Here is a 24,151-nt window from a genome sequence, read left to right as displayed (position 1 = left end):
AATTCCTTATCTATTTGCTAAGCGAAAATGGCTTATCTTCAGCTAATAACCCTCTATTTAACGAAGGTTTAACATTCATTTCTAATTTTAGCACCCCTCCCTTTAACAAATCGCTGTGATTGATGAAGTTTTTTGTGAAGTTTTTACCATTAAGTGTCGCCGATTTAATGAAAACATGGCTGGCATCGTTGGCCGGTGCTTCGATCACGAATTTTTTACCGTTTTCTAAATTAATGGTCGTTTTTTTAAATACCGGGCTTCCCAAAACATATTCGCCTGTACCGGGGGTTACACTGTAAAAGCCAAGCGCACTTAATACATACCACGATGAGGTTTGTCCCTGGTCTTCATCTCCCGGGTAACCGTTTTCGGTGGCATCGTACAGTTTACGCATCACCTCACGGGCATAAAACTGCGATTTCCAGGGTTGGTTGGCATAATTATACAGGTAAACCATGTGTTGTATGGGCTGGTTACCATGGGCATATTGCCCCATGTTGGCCATAACCATTTCGGTCATTTCGTGTATTAAGCCACCGTATGAGCCTACATTTACCTTATTGGGCTCGCTAAAAACTGAATCAAGTTTTGCGGTAAAGTTTTGGTATCCGCCCATTAAATCAATCAGGCCTTTGGTATCCTGAAAAACCGACCAGTGATAATGCCAGGCATTGCCTTCGGTAAAAGGTCCACCCCATTCTGTCGGGTCGAAATTACGCGACCATTTTCCACTCGCATCTTTACCACGCATAAAACGGGTAGAGGCATCGTAAACATTTTTATAATTGTACATCGGTTTTTCAAAAACCTCCATGTAGTGCTTATCCCCGATCATTCTGGCCAAATGGTAGGCACAATAATCATCGTAGGCATACTCTAAAGTTTTAGCTGTTGCTTCTCTGTATTTTGGATATGGCACATAACCCAGCTCATTATATTCTTTTACGCCATCCCTGCCATTTGCCGGCCCCCAAGGACCTTTGTTCATGGCTTCGTGGTAATAGGCATCCAAAGCTTTTTTAGGATCAAATGTCCTTATTCCCTTTGCCCAGGCATCGGTTAATAAGGAAATGGCGTGGTTTCCGATCATACTTCCGGCTTCACTCGGGAAAGACCATGATGGCAGCCAGCCGCATTGCTGATAAGCATCAAGCAGGGCCTGTACATAACGGCCATGCATTTCGGGCTGAACCAATGTATTTAATGGAAATTGAGCCCGGAAAGTATCCCAAAAACCAGTATCGGTAAACATGTACCCATCATGTACTTTACCATCGTAAGGACTAAAATAATAGGGTTTGCCTGCTTCGTTCAGTTCATAAAACTTTCTCGAAAATAAACTCGCCCTGAAGAAGCAAGAATAAAAGGTTTCCATATCGGCTTTCGATCCACCTTCTACTTCAATTTTTCCGAGCGATTTATTCCATACCGCAGCAGCATTAGCTTTGGTATCTTCCAGATTTTTATCGTTGCCCAGTTCTCTCTTTAAATTCAGCTCGGCCTGTTTTAAACTGATATACGATGAAGCAGTTTTAATCTGCACTTTTGTTCCGGCTTCGAACTGCACAAAGGCACCTTTGCCCAGCCCCTCTGCTGAAGTAGAATCGGCAGAAACCGAGTTGTTTTTGTTTTCCCAGGTTCCGTACGATTTAATGGGTTGATCGAACTGAATTACAAAATAGCTCTTCCAGCCTCTTTTAAACCCTTCGCCATTATTTACCCAGCCTGTAATTTTATTATCTTTCGGAAAAATCTTTACACCGCTTAACCGGTTGTAACCATCTAAAACCAGAAAACTTCTTTTACCTTTTGGATAGCTGAAACGCAGGTGCGCCCCACGCTCTGAAGGCGAAATTTCGGTGGTTATATCGTTTTCGAACTTTACTTTATAATAGTTTGGTTTAGCTATTTCGTTGTTATGGCTAAATTTTGTTTCGCGCTTGTTTTCATCAACTACCAACTCATCAACAACCGGCATTAAAGAAAATACAGCATAATCTCTCGTCCACGAACTGCATTGGTGTGCCTGCTGAAAACCTCGTATTTTATCTTTAAAATACTGGTATTTCCAGCCGTCGCCGTTTCTACCGGTTTGGGGTGTCCAGGTGTGCATACCAAATGGTAATGCGGTTGTGGGATAAGTGTTGCCGCGGGTCAATTCGTGTTTGGAATTGGTTCCCTGCAAGGTGTTTACGTACTGTACCCAATCTTTTTGCTGTGCCAATAACCCCTTGGCAGAGAGGCAAAAAAGAACGGATGCGATTAATTTAATTTTCATTGTTTGTTTGTGTGTTTATTTTTTGCGCTTTTAAAAGCGGCATATCTTAAAAAACCAGCATGTACAATCAGTTTTATACTGCAGGCCATGCTGGTTATAGCTTATTTAATTTCCCATTTATCGGCCAGCATTTTAATAAAATAGCCGCCGACTACGCTCCTCGCCTGGAAGCCCGTCATTTTGCCATTGGTGGTTTCGTGCCAATCGCTTAAGGGTACTTTACTTTGGGTTTCGGTTGCAAAACGGTATACCGGACTTATAAATTTCCTGAAATCTGTGTCGTTATCAGCCAAAGTAGCCGTCCACATAATCCAATCCGATTTGGTATAGGTCCTGCGGCTGTCGAGCGGCAAGCCAAAATCTTTCTGTTTGGTTAAATAGAAATTGATTTCCTTTTTGTAAACCTCTTTCGGGAACAGGTCCAGTTTTAGCAATTTATCCCATACCAGATTATATTTCTGGCTCCAGGTATTTTTATCGTTAAAGGTTAAGGCATAATGATCGCCATCATCAGCCATTTTCATCCAGTTTTGAGCCATTTGCAAAGCTGCCGTTCTGTATTTAGTGGCCACATCGGTTTTACCCAGTTGTTGTGCCATTTGTGCATAACCGCCGAGTGCTACAATTGCCTTTACTGATAAGTTTGCATTGCGGGCCAAATGACCGGCAAAATCATCGGTACAAAGCTGGTTTGCAGGATCAAATCCCTCTCTTAATAAATAATTGGCCCATACCGACATTACCTCCCAGTGTTTTTCGGCATATTTTGCATTACCTTCGGCTTTGGTAATGGCAGCGGTTAAAATAATCATGTTACCGGCTTCTTCTACAGGCATATCTTCGCCATAAGTTTGTCCGTTGGCCAAAGGATAGGTACCCAAATCGTGTGCTGCGAAAGGCTTTTTCCACTTACCACTTTCGGAGTAGTAGAAAATACCGTTGAGCATACCTTTTAGCAATTCGGGATTGTACACCAAAAATTGTGGTGCTGAAGGATAGGTCACATCTACGGTATTGATAGAGCCGTTACTGAAATTTTCTTTGGATAGGAAAAGGATATCGCCATTTGGGGCATAAACAATTTTGTGCGCAGCAATGGCCTGTCGGTAAGCTAGTTTACACAGATCGGCGTATTCTACCCCTCCGGCTTTTTTGGCATCAGCATATAATTTAGCATCAAATGCCGTGCATTCAGATTTTAAGGCCGGATATTGCGCAGCAGCTTCAGCAAGTTGATCTTCAAAATTCTGACCGCCCGCCTGTCGCCAAACGGGTGATAGTTTTTCGCCAAAGTATTCTACAGATTTTAAATCGTCGTAGCCCAGCATTACATATTTTTCTACCACAGCAGAAGAAACAGTGCCAAAAGGAATCACATTGCTCAGGCTTAAATTTTTGGTATTTAACACCTGGTTTTGTGCAGAATACTTTGCCGCAAGAAAAGCTTTGAGGCTTTCGTTTGGTGTACCGATAAACTGAGTGGCTTTAAATTTTGTAGGAACGGCCACATACAGGTAACCCCAATCGATACGCAGGTCATCGCCACGTTTTTTCAATATGGGTTGTGCTACAGTACCTGTTTTTAATACCGATAAGTTGTTGCTGGTATTTTTCCATGCCGAAACGGGTTGGGTAGGATTATTTACCGCAATGTTAGATGAAGCACTGAAGTAAACATCAACCTGATGTGTTTTGCCATCCGTAGCATTTACGGCATAGCTGATATAACTAATCGGGCGAGCTGTTAGTTTGATATTATTAGCCAATAAAGGCGAGGTAAAATCGACCTTTAAATTTACCGGCCCACAGCTGAAAGTATATTGTGTGCTGGTGGCCTGAATGTTTACATGGGTTTGCGTGGCTACGTCTGTTTTAATATCTGATGCCTCTTCTTCTACAATACCGGCATCTAGATGACGACCACCTGCTGTATTTTTAATGTAGATAGCCAATATATTTTTGCCTTTTTGCAGCGTGCCATGCTCAATTGGAAGGTAGGCATAATCTGAAACCCAGCCATTTTTTCTGTAAATAACCTTACCATTTAGATAAACGATTACATTATCATCGTGGTTAAGCTTTAAATATTTTTTAGTGGCAGAAACATTGGTCAGATCGAAAGTCCGGCGGAAGTAAAGATCGTTAGTTGTCCATTTTGTTTTGGCATGATCGTCATCGCCAAAAGGTGCTTCTGCTTTTTTCCAGTCAGTATCGTTGTAAGTGTTGCTTTCCCAACCCACCTGAGGTTTATCAAAGCTGTAGCTTGCCTGGTATTTCGATTCATCAGCAGCTGGAAGTATGGTTTTGAAAGTTTTGCTTTCCTCGCCCAAAAAGCGGTATAGTTTGCCATCTACTTTTATAATGCCCAATAACGACTGCTCTTTGCCAGTCCAGTGTTTGGTAACGGAGTTGTTAAGACCATCGCCAAAAGACCAAATACTGAAATAAGCATCGTGGGTAATTAAGGGATAAGCGGGGGCCTTATCTTGTGCTTTAACCATTAAATTAAGCAACAAGCAAAGTGTTAGTAAGGAAAGTTTTCTCATAAATTAATATTTGGTTTCATTGCAGTTGATAAAACGTTTTACCAGTTAATTCGTCAAATATCTTATGCCGAGCCTAGTTAAGCTAATGCAGATAATGCTGGTTTAAATGTCGTTTTTACAGTTATAAAAGCCTAAACAAAGTAAAACGTTTTACTAAATCAATATTAGTAAAAAATAATACACTTTTCACCGCTTCAATTCGTAACATATAGGTTACACAATACGAATGTAAATGCGACTGTTACAAGGCAATAAAAAAGAAGCCGCAGCATAATTATCTTATACTGCGGCTTTCTTCTATACTAAGCTATTGATTAATTATAGCCTGGATTTTGGGTTAAATTTCCGTTTAGATCTCTTTGATTCTGCGGAATTGGATAAAGTGCCTTAGTAGCAGTAGATGCTGTATGATCCCACCATGTACCAGTAGCAAATTTACCAAAACGAATTAAATCATCTCTTCTCATGCCTTCAAAAATAAATTCTCTGCCCCTTTCAACAAGTAATTCATCCATAGTTAGGGTTGCTGGCGTATAAGCTCTTGTTGTCCAATCTGCAACCGCATAAGCGCGTTTTTTACAATCGTTAATTAACTGAACTGCTTCAGCCGTGGCAACTCCACCATTTTTACGCATAATCGCTTCTGCTTTGGCAAAATAGATCATGGTTAAACGGTAAATGTTCCAATCCGTATTATTATAGTTAGGATCAATTGCTGGTGCGCCGCCGGGCCCAGGAACCTGGTTGCCCAATTTATATTTATTGAAACGAACGCCCGAATTTTCTTCACCCTCACTCATATTGCTTAGTGTAGAACCAGTTTTGTTTTTACGGATATTATCTACAAATGATAACTGAACATTCGTATATTCTTCAGAACCCGTAATTGGGGTTGTTCCATCAGAAAACTTAACCATTGGCCCTTCCAATAACCACCCTCTTTTTCTTAAATCAGCATCCTCATATGTGGTAAAAACCCCTGGTATTAAAACAATACCGTCGTTACCATTTCTACCACCGCCATAAATATCCTGCTGTTTAAAATGATAGAATTCACCTGCCCATGAAGGTTCGAAACCTGCAACTTTGTAATCATATGCAATTGAAAAAATCACCTCTTTAGATAAATCGTTAGTGGTTTTGAACTGATCGGTAATATTTGGATCTAATTGCATTGCGCCATTCTGACCTCCGCCCTGGTTTGCTATTAATTTATCCGCAGCAGCAATGCAATCATCCCAGCGCGGGGTTCCAGTCCATACTTCAGCATTTAAATAAAGTTCTACTAACATGGCATATGCACCAGCCTGAGTCATACGACCTAACATTGCACGGGATAATTTAGGCGCCTGATCGATATTCGCTTTAATTTCTGATTCAATAAAGTTGAATACTTCTTTGCGTGATTTTGTTTCTGGTTTAGCAGGTATACCCACTTGTGTAACCACTGGAATATTACCGAACAAGTCCATCAACTTTAAATAATGGAAAGCCCTTAATAATTTCAATTCAGCAACGTAGGCATTTTTTTCAACTTGTGTAATACCCATTAATGAAATATCACGTTTCTCGATATTTTCAATTGGATCATTACACAGTCCCATACCCCAGAACATTAAAGACCATGCGCGGTTAATCCCACTTTCGTCTGTAGTCCAGGTGTGGTAATGCAATCTTTTCCATTTACCACCATCTTCACCGTGGCGTCCCTTTGTAGGCCATGCCAGCTGATCGCCGGATAGTTCAGCCAAACGCCACCACCCATCCTGGCCTGATGGCGTAACCCATGCATTGGCGTGAGTATATGGCCTTAAAACAGCTGATAGTACCTCAGTTTTATTATTATAGAAGTTATTTGTTAATAACTCACTGTAAGCGTTCTCATCTAACTTTGTACAGGCATTTGTTAAACATAAAACACCTGCGAGTAAGCTATATATAATTGATTTATTTTTCATTTTTTTATCTTTAAAATCCAACATTTAAACCGAACAAGAATGAACGTGTACTTGGATATGCACCACTATTATCAACACTTGGGCCTAAGCCAGTATCACTGATATAATCCGGGTCGCTACCAGTATAACCAGTAATGGTTGCCAAATTTTGTCCCGTAGCATAAACGCGCATGTTTCTAATTAATTTGGTTTTTAATTTGAAATTATATCCTATGGTTACTTCGTCTAACTTTACGTAGGTTCCTTTTTCCAAATAGTAGTCCGAATACATATAAGTATCATTGATCTGGCTGTATTTATCGAAAGTGCTTTTTAATAAGTTACCAGCCCATGTTTTGTTTGCATATGAAAGTGCATTTCTGTTTAAGATATCATAATCGAATTTACCTCTTAAGAAAACACGTAAATCAAATCCCTTATATCTAAAGTTATTAGCTAGAGATGCATAATATTTGGGGATGGCATTACCTATCATTTGTAAATCTGTTACATTTTTATCTTTCGAGTTGTTGATCTGTGCATTTGGCACAGCCTGACCGTTTCTGTTATAAAATAACCATTTACCGTCGGAAGTAAAACCAGCGAATTTTTTACCCCAAAATTCACCCAATGCGCCACCTTCGTAAGTAATAATCGCATCTCCTAAAGCACCTGCACCACCAATTGCACCAAATGGTTTGTATGCAATTTTGTACTCATCATTTGAATAAGAATCTAATTTATTTCTTAATGTACTAGCCGTTGCATCAATACTCCAGCTGAAATCCTGTGTGTTAAATGCTGCATAACTTAGTGCTAATTCGATACCTTTCGAAGATATCGTACCCACATTAGTATAAATTCTATCTTGAATAAATGGAGGTTGCGGAGAAGTATAGGTATCTAATAAATCTTTGGTTGTACGTTTAAATAAATCGATCTGACCAGATAATTTATTTTTCAGTAAGCTGAAATCTACTCCAATATTTGTTTCTTTTTTAGTTTCCCACCTTAGGTTTGGATTTGGATTCCTTGTTGGTCCATAGGTTTCGGCATATGTTCCATCTGGATAAAGGTATCTTCCTCCACCACCAAGCGTTACCCTTGAAGCGTTGTTTGCGAAACCACTATTACCGGTTTCACCATAACCAGCTCTAAGCTTTAAACTACTAACCCATGAGACGTTTTTCATGAAATCTTCCTGAGCAATATTCCATGCTCCCGAAATTGCAGGGAAATTACCCCATTTGTTGTTATTACCAAAACGTGATGAACCTTCTCGTCTTAAAGTTGCAGTTAATAGGTACTTACCATCATAGTTATAATTAATTCTGCCAAAGAAAGCGATTAAAGTATTATCATTTCTATTAGAAGCCATGCTTGCCTTACCGAGTGCAAGGGCAGTACCTTGTGAAATGTTATCTTCATGAAACAAATCATTAATGAATCCACGGTTAGACATGCTTGAAGATTCTTCCATATAATAACGGTAGCTATAACCCGCCAATGCAGTAAAATTATGCTTTCCGAAGAAAGTTTTATTGTATTGTAAGGTCGGTTCTAATGCCCAGGCTTGCGACAGAAAATCAGCTTTTCCTGCATAGCCACCACCTTTATACGCAACATCTGTTTGCTCCATCGAGTCCTCACTTGCTTTAAGCCTGTAAGCACTGTCATAGCGATTGTCGCGAGTAACAGAACCAAAAACTGATGCTTTTAAACCAGGTAAGATATCCAAATCAGCCTTTGCATCTGCAGAACTGGTTTGCTGTTTACGATAATTGGTTTCCTGGTTAATCCGGGCAAATTCATTTCTGCTGGTCAAATCAAATCGATATGTACCATCAGAGTTATAATTGGATAATGTCGGATTTTTGGTTTGCTCACTCTCCCAACCTTCACCACCTAAAAGATTGGCTTTGTTAAAATTCGTAACTAAATTAACCTGAATTTTTAATCTATCGTCTAATCCTGTTTGATTAATATTAAACCTTAAAGTATACTCTTCCCGAGTGTTTGCTTTGGCAATGCCTTCAAGATCACGATAGTTTAAACTCGCTCTATAACTCGTTTTATCACTACCACCACTAAAGTTTAAATTATGGTTTTGAGAAGTATTATCGTGGTTAATTAACTGATCAACAAAATCTGTTTCATGACCAAAATCTGTAGTCTTTAACTGCCCTGTTGCAATTTTCTCCTTATACTCTGCAGGAGTTAAAAAATCTAGCCACTTATTATAATATTCTTTTCTTACATACGATGAATAATTAAACTGTGGAAGTCCAGGTTTTCCCTTCTTAGTTGTAATTAAAATTACACCAGCATTTGCTGTCGAACCATAAATTGCAGCAGCAGAACCATCCTTTAAAACATCGATTGATTCGATATCATCTTGCTGCAATAAATCAGGGTTACCACCAGGAATACCATCAATTACAAACAATGGACTTGCACTTCCGGTAACACTTACAACTCCACGTAACTGTACATTAACACCACTATTAGGATTTGAGCCGCTAGCCCGCGTTAAGACTAAACCTGCAACCTTGCCTTGAATAAGGTCCAATGCATTTCTAGAACCACTTTGTCTGAAGTCTTCAGCACCAACGTGTGCAACTGCCGAAGTTACTTCCTTTTGTAATTGTGTACCGTATCCAACAGCTACAACAGTTACCTCCTGTAGATCAGTATTTTTTGATACTGCAAATTTTACATTGATTACCGACGACTCGCGAACCGTAATATCCTGTGTTTCGTAACCAATATAGGTAAAACGAAGTACCTGTCCGGCGCTGGCTTCGATCACAAACTTTCCGTTAGCATCGGTAACAGTTGTTTTTCCGGTGCTTTGGTTTTTAATTCCCGCTCCCGGTACTGGCAGACCGCTATCATCAACAACGGTTCCGGTTACATTTTTTTGCGCTTGAATACGCCCGGCGGGCACGTTTCCATTCAAGAACCTCTGTGTACCTTCCCACTCCGGATTCATTGAAAACGCAGGACTATTTAGCAGCACAATGGCAGCAGACAGCCCCGTAATTTTGAGTAAATTAATTTTCATTAACGGTTTTGTTTTAATTATAAATGATTAGTTATTGTTTCTGGTATTGGTTATCTGCGAAAGCGAAGGTCAGGCAATGGTTATGTTGCCTGATACCTATGTTTATTTTGTTAAAGGTTTGATTGGATAAAATCAGAGTCCCATAACAAGACTCATCCCTATGTTTATACAATCCCTTAAAAATCAGTAGGAAACTGGTTTAATGCTCATAAAATTTATTCCGGCTATGCTAAAACGTTTTAGCGCGTCAATAATAGCAATTCTAAATCGTAATAAAACGTTTTAGTAAGTAAAAAAAATATGACAATTACCCGGAAGCAGGTTTTTATTAGTCTCTAAGCACTAAACGGGCTGGGATAATTACCTCTTCTGCAGGTAATTTGCTTTTTGAAGAAAGTCTGCTTAAGATAAGTTTGATAATGGTTTCGGCTATTTCTTCTAAGGGCTGCTGGATAGCAGAAATACGGGGAGTATGCAATTCAAAAGCTTCATGGTCATCGTAAGCGATAACGGCAAGGTCATCTCCTACTTTTTTATTGATCTGCTTTAAGGCTTTTAAACCACTAATTGCCAAATAGTTGGTAGCAAACAGTACAGCATCTATGTCTTTATGCTGAAGTAAGCCCTGAATCTGGGCAATGGTTTCATTTTCTTCCTGGTTAAAATGAATTTTTAAAACCAGGTCTTCGTTGTATTTGATTCCGTTATCTTCCAGCGCTTTTTTATAGCCTTCCAAACGCTCGGTAATCTGTTCTACATTAATATCGATAGTTACCAGAGCAATGTTCTTTTTACCCTGATCGATAAAGTTTTTGATGGATTGGTAAGAGGCATTAAAATGATCAGCACCTACGTAACTGGTACTGATATCGGGTAGGTTCCTATCGAAAAGAATTACAGGGTTGCCATCGTTCATCAACAGCTGTATATCTTCTTCAATTCCCTTAATTGGCGAAATAATATAGGCATCAACCTTACGCGATTTAAACATGTTGATTAGCTCTTTCGCCTTATCTACACTGTTTTCGGTGCTCGAATAGATAATTTTATATCCTTTTTTGTAAGCTTTATCTTCAATTAATCTTGCTATCCTCGAAAAGAAGGAGTTTGAAATATCTTCGATAATCAGGCCAATAATATTCGAATTTCCGGTACGCAGGCTCCTGGCGATCTGATTTGGTTTATAACCGCTTTCTGCAATAATTTTCTCAACTTTCTCTATAACCGCCTCGCTAATCGATTTCTCTTTTGCTTTTCCGTTAATGATAAAAGAAACTGTAGTGATGGATACGTTTGCTTTAACGGCAATGTCTTTGATAGAAAGCGATTTCATGTGCTGGGGAGTTCTATTAGGTTAATATTTCAAAACTAAACAAAAATTATAGTTTTTAAATTTTTGCCAACTTAAAAGCTGCAATTTAACATTTTTTATGTTAATCGTTTTAGAAAGAAAGAAGTGGAGTAATTATTGAATGAATGCGTAAATTTTGAATGAGTGAATAAGTATTGTGCCAGAAAACATTCAATCATTCAATAATTACGCAGATAGATAACCTTTAATCAGTCTTGCTGTTTTTGCCGATGCCCCTGGTTTTCCCATCAATTCTAAAAGTTCATCGTAGCCCGCCAGCATTTCACTTCTGCCTGCACCTCCCAGTATTAAACCTAACGCTTCGTCTATGTTTTGGGTATTACAATCTTCCTGAATCAGTTCAGTCACGATTTTTTTATCTACAATGAGGTTTACGAGCGAAATAAACTTAATTTTTACCAGCAAGCGTGCAATGGCGATAGAAATGGTACCACCTTTATACACCACCACTTGTGGTATTTTAAACAAAGCAGTTTCTAAAGTGGCTGTACCCGAAGCTACAATGGCAGCATGGGCCTGGTGCAGCAGGTTGTAGGTATTATTAAAGATTAAAACGGCTTTTTTACCACCTATAAATTGTTGGTAATATCCGGCACTAAAGGTTGGTGCGGCGGCAATTACGAAAGTATAGTCATTATGATTTTCGATCACACTTAACATTACCGGCAGTAACCGTTCTATTTCCTGCTTCCGGCTTCCGGGCAATAGGGCAATAATTTTTTCATCGCCTAATTCGTGCTTCCCGCGAAAGGCAGGATCGGGTGTGAATTGTGCAATTTCATCTAACAAAGGGTTACCAACATAATCTACCTCCATACCCCAGCTTTTGTAAAAAGTTACCTCGAATGGCAAAATACAAAACATGTGGTCTACAATCCTTTTTATTTTGAGTACACGTTTCTGGTTCCAGGCCCAAACTTTTGGCGAGATATAGTAACAAACCTTTATACCATGCGCTTTGGCAAACTCAGCAATTTTGAGGTTAAAACCCGGAAAATCGATCAGAATCAACACATCTGGTTTCCAGGCTAACAAATCTTGTTTACAGGTGCTGAGGTTTTTAAAAATGGTACGCAGGTTTAAAATAACTTCGGTAAAACCCATAAAAGCCATATCGGCATAATGTTTTACGAGCTCTCCTCCTTCTGCAGCCATTTTATCACCACCAAAATAACGGAATACCGCTTCGCCATCTTCAGCTTTTAGGGCTTTTATTAGGTTTGCACCATGTAAATCGCCTGATGCTTCTCCGGCTACGAGGTAGTATTTCATAAGTTGTTATTGTTATGTAAGATGTGGGATGGATAATGGAAGATGTAGGAACAATTCCTGTCATCTATTTCACCCGTCTTCTGTCCTGTTATTTTTAACATAAGATTTGAGATAGCAGCAATGAAAAAAATCCCCATCTTCCATCTTACCTCTTCCACCTTCCATCCTCTAAAAGACTTTATAGGAAAAAAAAGCAAAGGCACACAAAAATGTAGCGGCCAGTATGCCTCTTCCAATATTTTCTTTATTGTATTTAAAAAAATATTGCATGGTATATGCGTTTACGGCAATGCCTCCAATATATAACAAATCGGCTTTGGCCAAAGAAGCTACATGGTGAATGATATACCACGCAAGGGAACATAAAATTACCGGAACCAGTAAACCAATTGCCAAACCAACCCATACTGAATTATTCAATGCTTTTAATCGATCGTTCATCACCTATGATTAACCTAAATTAATGCCATCGGGTGCCGAAACCTTGGTGGCCATGCCTACCTGTTTCGAAGCATTTCCGCCGGTAAAATTCCAGGTGTTTATCGTTTGGATGGCGTGGTGCGCAGTTAAATCGAACTGTACTGGAACAATAGATACATAGCCGTTTTCTAAAGCCCAGACATCGGTATCTTCTCCCTTATCAAAGTTTTCGAAAACACCTGTAAGCCAGTAATACGGACGTTTGTATGGATCGGTTCTTTCTTCAAACTCTTCCATCCACTTGGCATTGGCCTGGCGACAAACTTTAACCCCTTTCAGGTTATCGCCTTTAGGGAAATTAACATTTAAAAGGGTGCCTTCCGGCAAACCGTTTTCAAGAAGCTGTTCGCAAATATTTTTTATGTAAGGTTTGGTATGACTAAAATCAGCATCAGCAGCAAAATCATCTAAAGAAAATCCAACTGATGGAATCTTTTCGATGGCACCTTCAACCGCTGCCGACATGGTGCCTGAATACAGCACATTAACTGAATTATTTAAACCATGGTTTATTCCGGATACACACAAATCGGGCTTTTTACCCTTAAAAATTTTATTAACAGCAATTTTAACGCAATCAACAGGTGTACCACTGCATTTATACATTTCAACCCCTTCGTAAAGCTCAACCTTATCAAAACGGATTGGTTTGCCAATGGTAATGGCATGTCCCATCCCACTCTGCGGACTATCGGGAGCTACCACAACCACATTGCCCAGCTCTTGCATTACTTCCATTAAATTCTTAATACCAGTAGCTGTAATTCCATCGTCGTTTACAACTAAAATATTTGGTTTTGTGCCCTGCTTTGTCATGCCGGTAAAAATACAGATTATAAATTCAAGGCACAATAAACAAGGCTTTATATGCCAAAATCATTTATTCCTGCCTATTTAGTTCTGAAATGAAAAAGTATTTCATAACGTAACAGAAAGGATATATATTTGAACAAATAACTTATTAAAAATGAATGCTGTATTTATCAGATCGTAAAAAACAAAATACAAGCGCATTATCATAAACCAAAACCATTTCAATGAAATTCAAACTATTTACTTTGGCTTGTTTTCTGATTACGGGTTCTATTGCGAAAGCGCAGACCACCTATCAATGGAAAACAGGGACCTCGGGCGGATTTACGTATAAATATGTAACCAACGACCCGACTAAGACACGTTTTTACACGCTAAAAAACGGTTTGACAGTAATTTTATCGCAGAACAACAAAGAGCCGAACATTACCTATAAAATGGCTGTTAGGGCAGGTAGCAACACCGACCCCCGCACCAACACAGGTTTGGCCCACTATTTAGAGCATCTCTTGTTCAAAGGAACCGATAAGTTTGGAACACTGAACTATGCCAAAGAAAAACCACTTTTAGATAAGATCGAATCGCTTTACGAAGTTTATAACAAAACTACCGATCCGGCTAAGCGTAAAGAAATTTACAAAGAAATTGATAAAACTTCGGGCGAAGCTTCGAACTACTCTATTGCAAATGAGTACGACAAGATGATGAAATCAATCGGTAGCAATTCTACAAACGCACATACTTCTGTAGAAGAAACTGTTTATGAAGAAGATCTTCCATCAAATGCTATCGATAAATTCCTGGCTGTACAGGCCGAACGTTTCCGTGCACCGGTTTTCCGTATTTTCCACACCGAATTAGAGGCGGTATACGAAGAGAAAAACATTGGTATGGACAACGACGGACGTAAAATGTACGAAAAAATGCTTTACGCTTTGTTTCCTACACACAATTACGGTCAGCAAACTACCATTGGTACCATTGAGCATTTAAAAAACCCTTCGTTAATCGAAATCAGAAAATATTACAACAAATATTATGTGCCAAATAACATGGCCCTAATCATGTCGGGTGATATTAATTATGATGAGTTGATTAAAAAAATCGATAAAGATTTTGCCTACATGGTTCCAAAACCATTTACGCTTTATAATCCAGCTCCCGAAAAACCTTTAACTCAGGTACAAACTGTTGACATTTACGGTCCGAGTGCCGAGAATTTGTATGTTGCTTACAGAGGTTTTGCGCAAAACACCCACCAAAGTTTATTGTTAGATTTAATCGGCAGCATTTTATCTAATGGTAAAGCAGGTTTAATGGATATCAACATCAACAAACAACAAAAAATGTTGCGTGCAGGTGCGGGTTATAACTCGATGAAAGATTATGGTATTTTCATTTTATCGGGATCTCCAAAAGCCGGACAAAGTTTAGAAGAGGCTCAAAAATTATTGTTAGAGCAGGTAGAACTGCTTAAAAAAGGTGAGTTTGATGAAAGCCTGATCAAAGCTACTGTTGCCAACATCAAGTTAGCTGAATTGCAAGGTTTTGATAACAACGATGTGCGTGCTGATGCTACGATGAATGCCTTTATCCAGAACAGAGGCGCTGAGTGGGATAAAACCTTAGCTTCTACTGATGCCATGGCCAAGATAACCAAAAAGGAAATTGTAGATTTTGCCAACAAGTTCTTCATCAACAACTATGTTTCTATTTTAAAACATAAGGGCGAAGATAAAAGCATTGTTAAAGTAGAAAAACCAACAATTACAGCTGTTAAAACCAATGTAAACGAGGTTTCTCCATTTACTAAAAACATTATTGCCGCTCCGGTAAAACCAATTGCACCTAAGTTTTTAGATTATACCAAAGACCTTAATTTTGGTAAAGCGGGTATTGCAGATGTAATTGCAGTACAAAATACCGAAAACGGAATTTTCCGCATGAGCTACCGTTTTGATATGGGTTCTTATAACTACAAATTGTTGCCTTATGCTGCACAATACCTGTCGTTCTTAAGTACAGATAAATATTCGGCAGAAGATATTAGTAAAGCTTTTTACAACATTGCCTGCAGCTACAACATCAACGTAGGTACTGATGTAACTACGGTTTCCATCAGTGGTTTACAAGAAAATTTCGAAAAAGCAGTTGCTTTAGTAGAAGATGTTTTGGCTAACTGCAAACCAAACGAAAAAGCTTTAGAAGATTTAAAAGGCCGTTTATTAAAATCAAGAGAAAACGCCAAGCTGAACAAATCATCTATCTTGGGTGGTTTAATGAGTTATGCACAATATGGTGCGGTTAACCCTTTCAACTACGGTTTAACTAATGATGAGATTAAAAACATGAAATCGGCTGATCTGATTTACATCTTGCATAATCTAACCAATTACAAACACACCATTACTTATTACGGTCCTAAAACACTAACTGCATTCTCGGCAGATATTGTGAAAGCACATCCTTTGGCAAAAGAATTTACCGATGCTGCGCCAATTAAGAAATTTACCTACACCAAAACAGATTCGACTAAAGTTTACTTTGCCGATTATGATATGGTTCAGGCAGAAATCCGTTGGGTACGCAATGCTGGTTTATACGATCCGGCTAATTCGGCAAAAATTGCTTTATTCAACAATTATTTTGGTGGTGGCATGGGTTCGGTAGTATTCCAAACCATCCGCGAATCTAAAGCCTTAGCTTATTCTACTTTCGCAGTATATTCTTCGCCAAACAGTAAGGATAAAGAAAATGCAATTATTGCTTACGTAGGTACACAGGCTGATAAAATGAACGATGCAGTAGCAGGAATGAATGATTTGTTAACGACTTTACCTGAGTCTGATAAATCGTTCGCACTTTCTAAAACCAACTCATTAAATGGCTTAGAAACCAGCCGTATTACTAAAGATGGTATCATTTACAGCTATCTTTCTGATAAAAAACTTGGTTTCGACCATGACTCGAGAATCGATGAATATGCGAACTTAAAACCGCTAACCTTTAATGATGTAAAATCGTTCCACCAGAACAATCTTTCGGGCAAACCTTACAGCTATTGTATTGTTGCTTCTGAAAAGAAAATCAATATGGCCGATTTAAATAAATTTGGTCCGGTAACTAAATTAAGCCTTGAGCAGATTTTTGGGTACTAGTTTTAAGGTAAAGCTGAAAGGCTAAGAGCCAATAGACTAAAGCGGGAAGCTTGGATGCCCTAAGATGTCTAAGGTGGTAAGCTAAAAGCTCAAAAGCTGAAAGACTAAAGCTGAAAGCTAAATTATTAATAAAAAAGCGTTCTGATCAACTGTCAGAACGCTTTTTGTTTTAGGTCATGCCTACAATTATCCGAAAACGCTGGCAAACAGCTTATTCGAATGCAATTTTGCCTCGTGATCGTAAATATGCGAAGTACTCATGATTTCGTTCACCCCATGTTTGGAAATGAAGCTATTCAACTCTCCTTTTATAGTTTTGGTACTGCCAATAAAAGAATAGTATAACATTTGTTCTACCGCTTCTTTTTCCAGCTGATCCCAGTAAGCATCTATATTATCGACAGCTGGCTTTAACAGTTCTCTTTTACCAGTAATTACCCCTAAAAACATTCTTTTAACAGAAGTAGCCAAACGGTTGGCTTCAGCATCGGTATCGGCAGCTACCACATTTACACAGGCCATAACATAAGGCGCCGATAAAAACTGAGAAGGTTTAAAGTTATTGCGGTAAATGGCAATGGCCTGTTCAAAGTAAGCAGGTGCAAAGTGACTTGCAAAAGCATAAGGTAAACCTTTTTCTGCTGCAAGTCTGGCACTATCTGTACTCGATCCCAAAACCCAAATCGGAATATCAAGTCCTTCGCCGGGAATAGCGCGTACACTGGCCTTATTGTTTTCGGCCGAGAACAACCTTTGCAATTTATCAATATCGTTCGGAAAACTATGCACAGCATGCATATTTTCGCCCCTGATGGCCATAGCAGTAACCTGATCGGTTCCAGGTGCCCTTCCCAGCCCCAGATCGATACGGTTAGGATAAAGCGAACCCAGCGTACCAAACTGCTCAGCTACAATTAATGGTGCATGGTTAGGCAACATAATACCGCCAGAGCCAACGCGAATTGATTTTGTTCCACCTGCAATAAAACCAATTAACACGGCAGTAGCCGAACTGGCTACCCCAGCCATATTATGGTGCTCGGCAAACCAATAACGCCGGTAACCCAAATCTTCTGATTGTTTAGCCAGCGCTAAACTTGTTTTAAAAGTATCGGCGGCGGTATGACCATCTAAAACAGTGGCCAGATCGAGCACCGAGAAAGGTATATTTTTTAATAAATTCGAATCCATTGTAATCGGGAATTTTAATACCAGCAAAAGTATTCTTAAAACCAGCAAGTGCCTGCAGTTGCCGATACTTATGACCTAAAGCATACATTAAGGAAGGGCAATAAAACAAAGAAGCAGTCAAAAATTTTGACTGCTTCTACCCTCCTATATTACTGCTATTAAAGGGAATTAATCCATTTCACCAATTCTTCCCTACCTTTTCCCGTTTTTTGTTGCAGCTTTCCCAACAACTCATCATCCTGACCTTCCTCATGTTTCAGATCGTCGTCAGTTAAATCGGCATAAGCTTGTTTAACTTTCCCTTTTATTTCATTCCACTTTCCTTTTAATTCTAACTTATCCATGCTCGTATGTTTTTCTAAATGTGATGTTTATACCTAAAAGAACAGTTAAAGCCTCTTATTGTTTTGAAAAAAGCAAAGAAGAATCAGATACCTCACTGCTATTTAAAATTTTAAGCAAAAAAAATGCCTCCGGAGTTTCCGGAGGCAGGTAATATTTATCGTTTCTAAAAACTATTTTAAGGTTTTGGCTGCTTCGATAATTTCTTCTACAACTGCCGGATCTAACAAAGTAGATGTGTCGCCTAAATTGCTGGTATCGCCTTCGGCTATTTTACGCAATATCCTGCGCATTATTTTACCCGAACGGGTTTTTGGTAATCCGGATACAAATAAAATTTTATCGGGCTTAGCAATGGCACCAATTACTCGGGTAACGGTTTGGAGGATATCCTTTTTTGATAAGTCGGCTTCGCCATGCATTTCAGGATAAATTACAAAAGCATAAATACCTTGTCCCTTTACATCATGCGGATAGCCCACAACAGCACTTTCTACCACACCGGCGTGCATATTAATTGCATTTTCTACTTCAGCAGTACCAATCCGGTGTCCTGAAACATTTAATACATCATCCACACGGCCAGTAATGCGGTAATAACCATCTGCATCACGCAAACAACCATCGCCTGTGAAATATAGGTTTTCGTAAGTAGAAAAATAAGTCTGCTTGCAACGTTCGTGGTCGCCATAAGTGGTACGTAACATACCTGGCCAAGGGAACTTAATGCATAGGTTACCCATTACATCGTTTCCTTCTATTTCCTTACCATTCTCATCAACTAAAATAGGCTGAATACCCGGCAAAGGCAAAGTAGCAAAACTTGGCTTGGTTGGGGTTACGGTTGCAATAGGCGAAATCATGATTCCACCGGTTTCTGTTTGCCACCAGGTATCTACTATTGGCGCATTACCTTTACCAATTTTCTCATCGAACCAGTGCCATGCTTCTTCGTTAATGGGCTCTCCAACCGATCCCAATACCCTGATGGTACTCAGGTCTTTTCCATTTAACGGTTCATCGCCATAACTCATTAAAGAGCGGATAGCTGTTGGCGCAGTATATAACGTGTTTACTTTATGTTTTTCTACAATATCCCAAAAACGAGATGGTGATGGATAAGTTGGTATCCCCTCAAACAATACAGAAGTAGCACCTTGCGAAAGCGGCCCGTAAACAATGTAAGAGTGACCGGTAATCCAGCCAATATCGGCCGTACAGAAATAAACTTCGCCCGGCTGATAATTAAATACATTGGAGAAAGTATAACCTGCATACACCATGTAACCGCCACACGTATGTACCACACCTTTCGGTTTACCGGTAGAGCCCGAAGTATAAAGAATGAAAAGCATATCTTCTGCATCCATCTCTTCGGCCTCGCAAATGTCGTTAACGTGCTTTACCTCATCTTCCCACCATACATCCCTACCTTTCAACATTGAAACAGGAGTGCGGATATGCGTTAAAACAATACATTTTTCTACGGTTGGGCAGCCAATTAAAGCATCGTCTATTACATCTTTAAGTGGAATCTGCTTGTTGCCACGATACGAACCATCGGCAGTAATTACCAGTTTACATTTCGAATCGTTAATGCGATCGGCAATAGATTTAGCCGAAAAACCACCGAAAATAACCGAGTGAACAGCACCGATACGCGCACAAGCCAAAACAGCAATGGCCAGCTCGGGCACCATAGGCATGTAAATACAAATGCGGTCGCCTTTTTTTGCACCATTACGTTTTAATACGTTGGCAAAGCGACAAACGCGCTCGTGCAACATTTTATAAGTATAGGTAACCGACTCTTCATCCGGATTATTTGGTTCCCAGATAATGGCTGGTTTATCGCCATTAAGTGCAAGATGACGGTCTAAACAATTTTCAGTGATATTAAGCTTTGCGCCTTCGAACCATTTGATATTCGGTTCGTTAAAATTCCACGATAATACCTTGAACCAGGGTTTGCGCCATTGAAAATTTTGCGCAACCTCACCCCAAAACTGTTCAGGGTTTTCTACGCTTTTCTTATAATCTTCTTCGTATTGCTTAAAAGATGTAATTTGCATTGCTCGTTTTATATTTTGGATTAGTGCCGGCTAATTTAAATAAATAATAACAAGGAGAAATAGTTAAATTGTATCAAAATAAATATCAAACGTTTGATCAAAAATATTTATTTTTGAAATAGTGAGGATTTTATAGGATAAACTGTCTATTGGCTATTCGCTTTCAGGCAAGGGGTGTTTCCCCTTGGTTAATTTAAAAAAATCACTTATTAACCAACATGGTAAATATCTTTGCGGCTATTTAATATAAATTATAAAAATAATTAGCTAGGCTCTTGCCTTTTACAATTATTATTCAGATATTTGCACACTCTTAAAAAAATTAAGCGACGATATTTAACAACTATATTTACAAGTCATGTCAAGAGTTTGTGATTTAACAGGAAAAATGGCAATGAAAGGTAATAACGTATCGCACTCGAACGTTAAAACCAAACGCAAATTTTATCCGAATTTGAAACTTCAGAAATTTTATATCCCTGAAGAAGACCGTTGGATTACGTTGAAAGTTTCTACTTCAGCGATTAAAACCATCAATAAAGTGGGTATTAGCGAAGCAATCAATCGTTTCGTAAAAAAAGGATTTTTGTAAAAAACATTAACTGTTGAGATTAACAGTTTACAATTAATATTAAAATGGCAAAAAAAGGTAACAGAGTTCAGGTTATTTTAGAATGTACTGAGCACAAAGAAAGTGGCATGCCAGGTATGTCTAGATACATTTCTACCAAAAACCGTAAAAACACTACTGAGCGTTTAGAATTGAAAAAATTCAACCCGGTATTGAGAAAAGTAACCGTACATAAAGAAATAAAATAATTGAATGATAGATTGATTAAATGATTGAATTAAAAAATTCTGTCATTCTAACATTCTCCGATTCGATCATTAAAATTATAAGAACATGGCAAAGAAAGTAGTTGCAACCCTTAAAACAGGTACAGGTAAAGAATATTCGAAAGTAATTACAATGGTGAAATCACCTAAAACTGGTGCTTACTCATTCAAAGAGCTTATCGTACACAACGACCACGTAAAAGATGCTATTGCATCTAAATAAGGTTAATATTTTTTAATATTGAAAATATTACAGGCCGTTCCGTTTCAACCGGAAGGGCTTTTTTTGTTATATAAAATTTAGATATGGGTTTATTTGATTTTTTCAAAAAGAAAGAAACTGCACCTGAAGCCCAGGAAGCATTAGATAAGGGCTTAGAGAAAACAAAAGACGGTTTCTTTAATAAAATTACCAAAGCTGTTGCCGGAAAATCATCTGTTGATGATGAGGTACTCGATAACCTGGAAGAAGTTCTGGTAACCTCTGATGTGGGTGTAAGTACAACCTTAAAAATCATTAAACGTATTGAGGACCGTGTTGCACGCGATAAATACCTGAACACTTCTGAACTGAATTTTATTTTACGTGAAGAAATTCAATTGCTGTTGTCAGAAAACAACAGTAACGATTTCCGCCAGTTTGAGTATGGCAACCACAAGCCTTATGTAATTATGGTTGTTGGTGTAAATGGGGTGGGTAAAACGACTACCATTGGTAAGCTTGCCCATAAACTTAAAGAATCGGGACTTAAAGTTGTTTTGGGTGCTGCCGATACTTTTAGGGCTGCTGCAGTTGATCAGATTAAACTCTGGGGCGAACGTGTAGGTGTTAGGGTTGTAGCCCAGGCCATGGGATCAGATCCTGCCTCTGTAGCTTTCGATACCTTACAATCGGCTGTTGCCAACAACGAAGATGTAGTAATTATCGATACCGCCGGTCGTTTACACAACAAAATTGGTTTGATGAACGAGCTGGGCAAAATTAAACAGGTAATGCAAAAGGTGGTACCAGGTGCGCCACACGAAATATTATTGGTACTGGATGCCTCGACCGGCCAAAATGCCTTTGAACAGTGTAAACAGTTTACCGAAGCTACCGATGTAAATGCTTTAGCCATTACTAAATTAGACGGAACAGCCAAAGGTGGTGTGGTAATCGGGATCTCTGACCAGTTTAAAATTCCGGTTAAATATATCGGCGTAGGGGAAAAAATAAACGACCTGCAACTATTCGATAAAAAGGAGTTTGTGAATAGTTTATTTAAATAACCGATCAAAACATCCGTCATGCTGATTTTATATCAGCATCTCTTGTTTAAAAAATTAAAGACCCTGAAATAAATTCGGGGTGACGATCTCCTTACTTATAACAATAGTAAAGATTAAGTGTAAAAGATGAATACTAAAGTAGTACGCAGTAAAATAACAGCTAAACAACCTAAAATCAACGTGATAACTTTAGGTTGCTCTAAAAATATATACGATTCGGAAGTATTGATGGGCCAGTTGCGTGGCAATAACCTAAATGTTACCCACGAATCTGATAAAATGGGCAAGGATGATATCGTGGTGATTAATACCTGCGGTTTTATCGATAATGCCAAGCAAGAATCCATTGATACCATCCTGCAATTCAGCGAACTTAAAGAGGCCGGTAAAATTGGTAAGGTTGTGGTTACAGGCTGCCTTTCTGAACGTTATAAACCCGAACTAGAATCGGAAATTACCAACGTTGATGCCTTCTTCGGTACCAACGATTTACAAAACATATTGCACGAACTGGGAGCCAATTACAAACATGAGCTTATTGGCGAACGTTTACTCACTACCCCAACTCATTTTGCCTATTTTAAAATAGCTGAAGGCTGTAACCGTCCCTGTTCATTCTGTGCTATTCCGCTAATGCGTGGCAAGCACATGAGCAAGCCAATGGAAGAGCTGGTGAACGAAGCCAAAATACTGGCTAAAAACGGTACCAAAGAGTTGATATTAATTGCCCAGGATCTTACCTATTATGGCCTGGACCTGTACGGTGTGCGTAAGTTAGATGAACTGATGCGTCGTTTATCGGATGTACCGGGCATTGAGTGGATCCGCCTGCAGTACGCCTACCCTTCTGGCTTCCCGATGGAAATTTTAGACGCTATGAATGAGCGCGACAACATCTGCAAATATCTGGATATGCCATTACAGCACATTACCGATAACATGCTAAAATCGATGCGCCGCGGCACCACCAAGCAGAAAACCATTGATCTGGTTAATCAGATTCGCGATAAGGTACCAAACATTGCCATGCGTACCACCTTAATATGCGGTTATCCGGGCGAAACTGAACGCGATTTTGAAGAAATGAAGGAATGGGTTGCCGAAACTAAATTTGATCGTTTAGGCTGCTTTACCTACTCGCACGAAGAAAAAACACATGCACATACTTTGGTTGATGATGTACCTGAAGAAGTGAAACAACAGCGGGTTGATGATATCATGGAAATTCAGCAGGGTATTTCATTTGATATCAACCAGGAAAAAGTAGGCAAGACTTTTAAAGTACTGATTGATAAAAAAGAAGGCGATTTCTTTGTGGGCAGAACAGAATTCGATTCGCCTGAGGTAGATAATGAAGTGTTAATTGATGCCGCTACAGGCTACGCGGCCAACGGAAGCTTTGTTAACGTTAAAGTTGATAGAGCCGAGGATTTCGACTTGTACGGAACGATTGTTTAATCAGATATAACTGTTTAAAAATCCCGAAAGCAAGCTTTCGGGATTTTTAGTTTTAGGGCTAT

At 39.0% G+C, this 24,151-nt stretch carries 17 protein-coding genes; 6 read left to right on the top strand and 11 right to left on the bottom strand.

Annotation, left to right across the window (positions count from 1 at the left end; translation table 11 throughout):
- Positions 1–10: 10 nt before the first annotated feature.
- From HWV58_RS17920 to surE, 8 genes are all read right to left on the bottom strand, one after another.
- Positions 11–2,278, bottom strand: coding sequence for a GH92 family glycosyl hydrolase (locus HWV58_RS17920; protein WP_175635397.1), 2,268 nt, complete (start codon positions 2,276–2,278; stop codon positions 11–13).
- Between the two features lie 101 nt (positions 2,279–2,379).
- Complete coding sequence (locus HWV58_RS17915; protein ID WP_175635396.1) at positions 2,380–4,824, bottom strand: glutaminase family protein; 2,445 nt, start codon at positions 4,822–4,824, stop codon at positions 2,380–2,382.
- A gap of 314 nt (positions 4,825–5,138) precedes the next feature.
- On the bottom strand, positions 5,139–6,782 hold the full coding sequence (locus HWV58_RS17910; RefSeq protein ID WP_235972764.1) for a RagB/SusD family nutrient uptake outer membrane protein: 1,644 nt from the start codon (positions 6,780–6,782) through the stop codon (positions 5,139–5,141).
- A gap of 10 nt (positions 6,783–6,792) precedes the next feature.
- Positions 6,793–9,825 carry a SusC/RagA family TonB-linked outer membrane protein gene (locus HWV58_RS17905; protein WP_235972763.1) on the bottom strand — a complete coding sequence of 1,011 codons (3,033 nt, stop codon included), beginning with the start codon at positions 9,823–9,825 and terminating at the stop codon, positions 6,793–6,795.
- 328 nt (positions 9,826–10,153) lie between these two features.
- Positions 10,154–11,158, bottom strand: coding sequence for a LacI family DNA-binding transcriptional regulator (locus HWV58_RS17900; protein WP_175635394.1), 1,005 nt, complete (start codon positions 11,156–11,158; stop codon positions 10,154–10,156).
- A gap of 204 nt (positions 11,159–11,362) precedes the next feature.
- Positions 11,363–12,469 carry a lipid-A-disaccharide synthase gene (gene lpxB / locus HWV58_RS17895; protein WP_175635393.1) on the bottom strand — a complete coding sequence of 369 codons (1,107 nt, stop codon included), beginning with the start codon at positions 12,467–12,469 and terminating at the stop codon, positions 11,363–11,365.
- A gap of 168 nt (positions 12,470–12,637) precedes the next feature.
- Positions 12,638–12,910 (bottom strand): stationary phase survival protein SurE, encoded by a 273-nt coding sequence (locus HWV58_RS17890; RefSeq protein ID WP_175635392.1) that lies wholly within the window; start codon positions 12,908–12,910, stop codon positions 12,638–12,640.
- 9 nt (positions 12,911–12,919) lie between these two features.
- The gene (gene surE / locus HWV58_RS17885) at positions 12,920–13,765 is read right to left on the bottom strand and encodes a 5'/3'-nucleotidase SurE (RefSeq protein ID WP_175635391.1); all 846 of its coding nucleotides are present in this window, start codon (positions 13,763–13,765) and stop codon (positions 12,920–12,922) included.
- Between the two features lie 221 nt (positions 13,766–13,986).
- Here surE and HWV58_RS17880 point away from each other — a divergent pair, with 221 nt between their 5' ends.
- Positions 13,987–16,920, top strand: coding sequence for a M16 family metallopeptidase (locus HWV58_RS17880; RefSeq protein WP_175635390.1), 2,934 nt, complete (start codon positions 13,987–13,989; stop codon positions 16,918–16,920).
- Positions 16,921–17,106: 186 nt separating this feature from the next.
- Here the strand turns inward: HWV58_RS17880 and HWV58_RS17875 are convergent, their stop codons facing one another.
- The 3 genes from HWV58_RS17875 to acs form a co-directional block, all read right to left on the bottom strand.
- The gene (locus tag HWV58_RS17875) at positions 17,107–18,111 is read right to left on the bottom strand and encodes an LLM class flavin-dependent oxidoreductase (protein ID WP_175635389.1); all 1,005 of its coding nucleotides are present in this window, start codon (positions 18,109–18,111) and stop codon (positions 17,107–17,109) included.
- Positions 18,112–18,269: 158 nt separating this feature from the next.
- Complete coding sequence (locus tag HWV58_RS17870; protein WP_025145117.1) at positions 18,270–18,455, bottom strand: CsbD family protein; 186 nt, start codon at positions 18,453–18,455, stop codon at positions 18,270–18,272.
- Between the two features lie 171 nt (positions 18,456–18,626).
- Positions 18,627–20,525, bottom strand: a complete 1,899-nt coding sequence (gene acs / locus HWV58_RS17865; RefSeq protein ID WP_175635388.1) for an acetate--CoA ligase — start codon at positions 20,523–20,525, stop codon at positions 18,627–18,629.
- Positions 20,526–20,883: 358 nt separating this feature from the next.
- Between acs and rpmB the strand changes: the two genes are divergently transcribed.
- From rpmB to rimO, 5 genes are all read left to right on the top strand, one after another.
- The gene (gene rpmB, locus HWV58_RS17860) at positions 20,884–21,117 is read left to right on the top strand and encodes a 50S ribosomal protein L28 (protein WP_010599806.1); all 234 of its coding nucleotides are present in this window, start codon (positions 20,884–20,886) and stop codon (positions 21,115–21,117) included.
- 44 nt (positions 21,118–21,161) lie between these two features.
- Positions 21,162–21,344 carry a 50S ribosomal protein L33 gene (gene rpmG, locus HWV58_RS17855; protein WP_010599807.1) on the top strand — a complete coding sequence of 61 codons (183 nt, stop codon included), beginning with the start codon at positions 21,162–21,164 and terminating at the stop codon, positions 21,342–21,344.
- 85 nt (positions 21,345–21,429) lie between these two features.
- Complete coding sequence (locus HWV58_RS17850; RefSeq protein WP_010599808.1) at positions 21,430–21,585, top strand: DUF4295 domain-containing protein; 156 nt, start codon at positions 21,430–21,432, stop codon at positions 21,583–21,585.
- Positions 21,586–21,668: 83 nt separating this feature from the next.
- Positions 21,669–22,631, top strand: a complete 963-nt coding sequence (gene ftsY, locus HWV58_RS17845; protein ID WP_175635387.1) for a signal recognition particle-docking protein FtsY — start codon at positions 21,669–21,671, stop codon at positions 22,629–22,631.
- A gap of 126 nt (positions 22,632–22,757) precedes the next feature.
- The gene (gene rimO / locus HWV58_RS17840; protein WP_175635386.1) at positions 22,758–24,089 is read left to right on the top strand and encodes a 30S ribosomal protein S12 methylthiotransferase RimO; all 1,332 of its coding nucleotides are present in this window, start codon (positions 22,758–22,760) and stop codon (positions 24,087–24,089) included.
- Positions 24,090–24,151 lie beyond the last annotated feature (62 nt).

This window comes from Pedobacter ghigonis, from assembly GCF_903166585.1.
GTDB lineage: Bacteria > Bacteroidota > Bacteroidia > Sphingobacteriales > Sphingobacteriaceae > Pedobacter > Pedobacter ghigonis.
Note: the sequence above shows the minus strand (reverse complement) of the source record. Positions and strands in the feature narration are given on the sequence as shown.

Excerpts from the sequence above, each read along its gene's own strand:
- HWV58_RS17920 (WP_175635397.1), bottom strand. The coding sequence starts at position 2,278 with ATGAAAATTAAATTAATCGCATCCGTTCTTTTTTGCCTCTCTGCCAAG.
- HWV58_RS17915 (WP_175635396.1), bottom strand. The coding sequence starts at position 4,824 with ATGAGAAAACTTTCCTTACTAACACTTTGCTTGTTGCTTAATTTAATG.
- HWV58_RS17910 (WP_235972764.1), bottom strand. The coding sequence starts at position 6,782 with ATGAAAAATAAATCAATTATATATAGCTTACTCGCAGGTGTTTTATGT.
- HWV58_RS17905 (WP_235972763.1), bottom strand. The coding sequence starts at position 9,825 with ATGAAAATTAATTTACTCAAAATTACGGGGCTGTCTGCTGCCATTGTG.
- HWV58_RS17900 (WP_175635394.1), bottom strand. The coding sequence starts at position 11,158 with ATGAAATCGCTTTCTATCAAAGACATTGCCGTTAAAGCAAACGTATCC.
- lpxB (WP_175635393.1), bottom strand. The coding sequence starts at position 12,469 with ATGAAATACTACCTCGTAGCCGGAGAAGCATCAGGCGATTTACATGGT.
- HWV58_RS17890 (WP_175635392.1), bottom strand. The coding sequence starts at position 12,910 with ATGAACGATCGATTAAAAGCATTGAATAATTCAGTATGGGTTGGTTTG.
- surE (WP_175635391.1), bottom strand. The coding sequence starts at position 13,765 with ATGACAAAGCAGGGCACAAAACCAAATATTTTAGTTGTAAACGACGAT.
- HWV58_RS17880 (WP_175635390.1), top strand. The coding sequence starts at position 13,987 with ATGAAATTCAAACTATTTACTTTGGCTTGTTTTCTGATTACGGGTTCT.
- HWV58_RS17875 (WP_175635389.1), bottom strand. The coding sequence starts at position 18,111 with ATGGATTCGAATTTATTAAAAAATATACCTTTCTCGGTGCTCGATCTG.
- HWV58_RS17870 (WP_025145117.1), bottom strand. The coding sequence starts at position 18,455 with ATGGATAAGTTAGAATTAAAAGGAAAGTGGAATGAAATAAAAGGGAAA.
- acs (WP_175635388.1), bottom strand. The coding sequence starts at position 20,525 with ATGCAAATTACATCTTTTAAGCAATACGAAGAAGATTATAAGAAAAGC.
- rpmB (WP_010599806.1), top strand. The coding sequence starts at position 20,884 with ATGTCAAGAGTTTGTGATTTAACAGGAAAAATGGCAATGAAAGGTAAT.
- rpmG (WP_010599807.1), top strand. The coding sequence starts at position 21,162 with ATGGCAAAAAAAGGTAACAGAGTTCAGGTTATTTTAGAATGTACTGAG.
- HWV58_RS17850 (WP_010599808.1), top strand. The coding sequence starts at position 21,430 with ATGGCAAAGAAAGTAGTTGCAACCCTTAAAACAGGTACAGGTAAAGAA.
- ftsY (WP_175635387.1), top strand. The coding sequence starts at position 21,669 with ATGGGTTTATTTGATTTTTTCAAAAAGAAAGAAACTGCACCTGAAGCC.
- rimO (WP_175635386.1), top strand. The coding sequence starts at position 22,758 with ATGAATACTAAAGTAGTACGCAGTAAAATAACAGCTAAACAACCTAAA.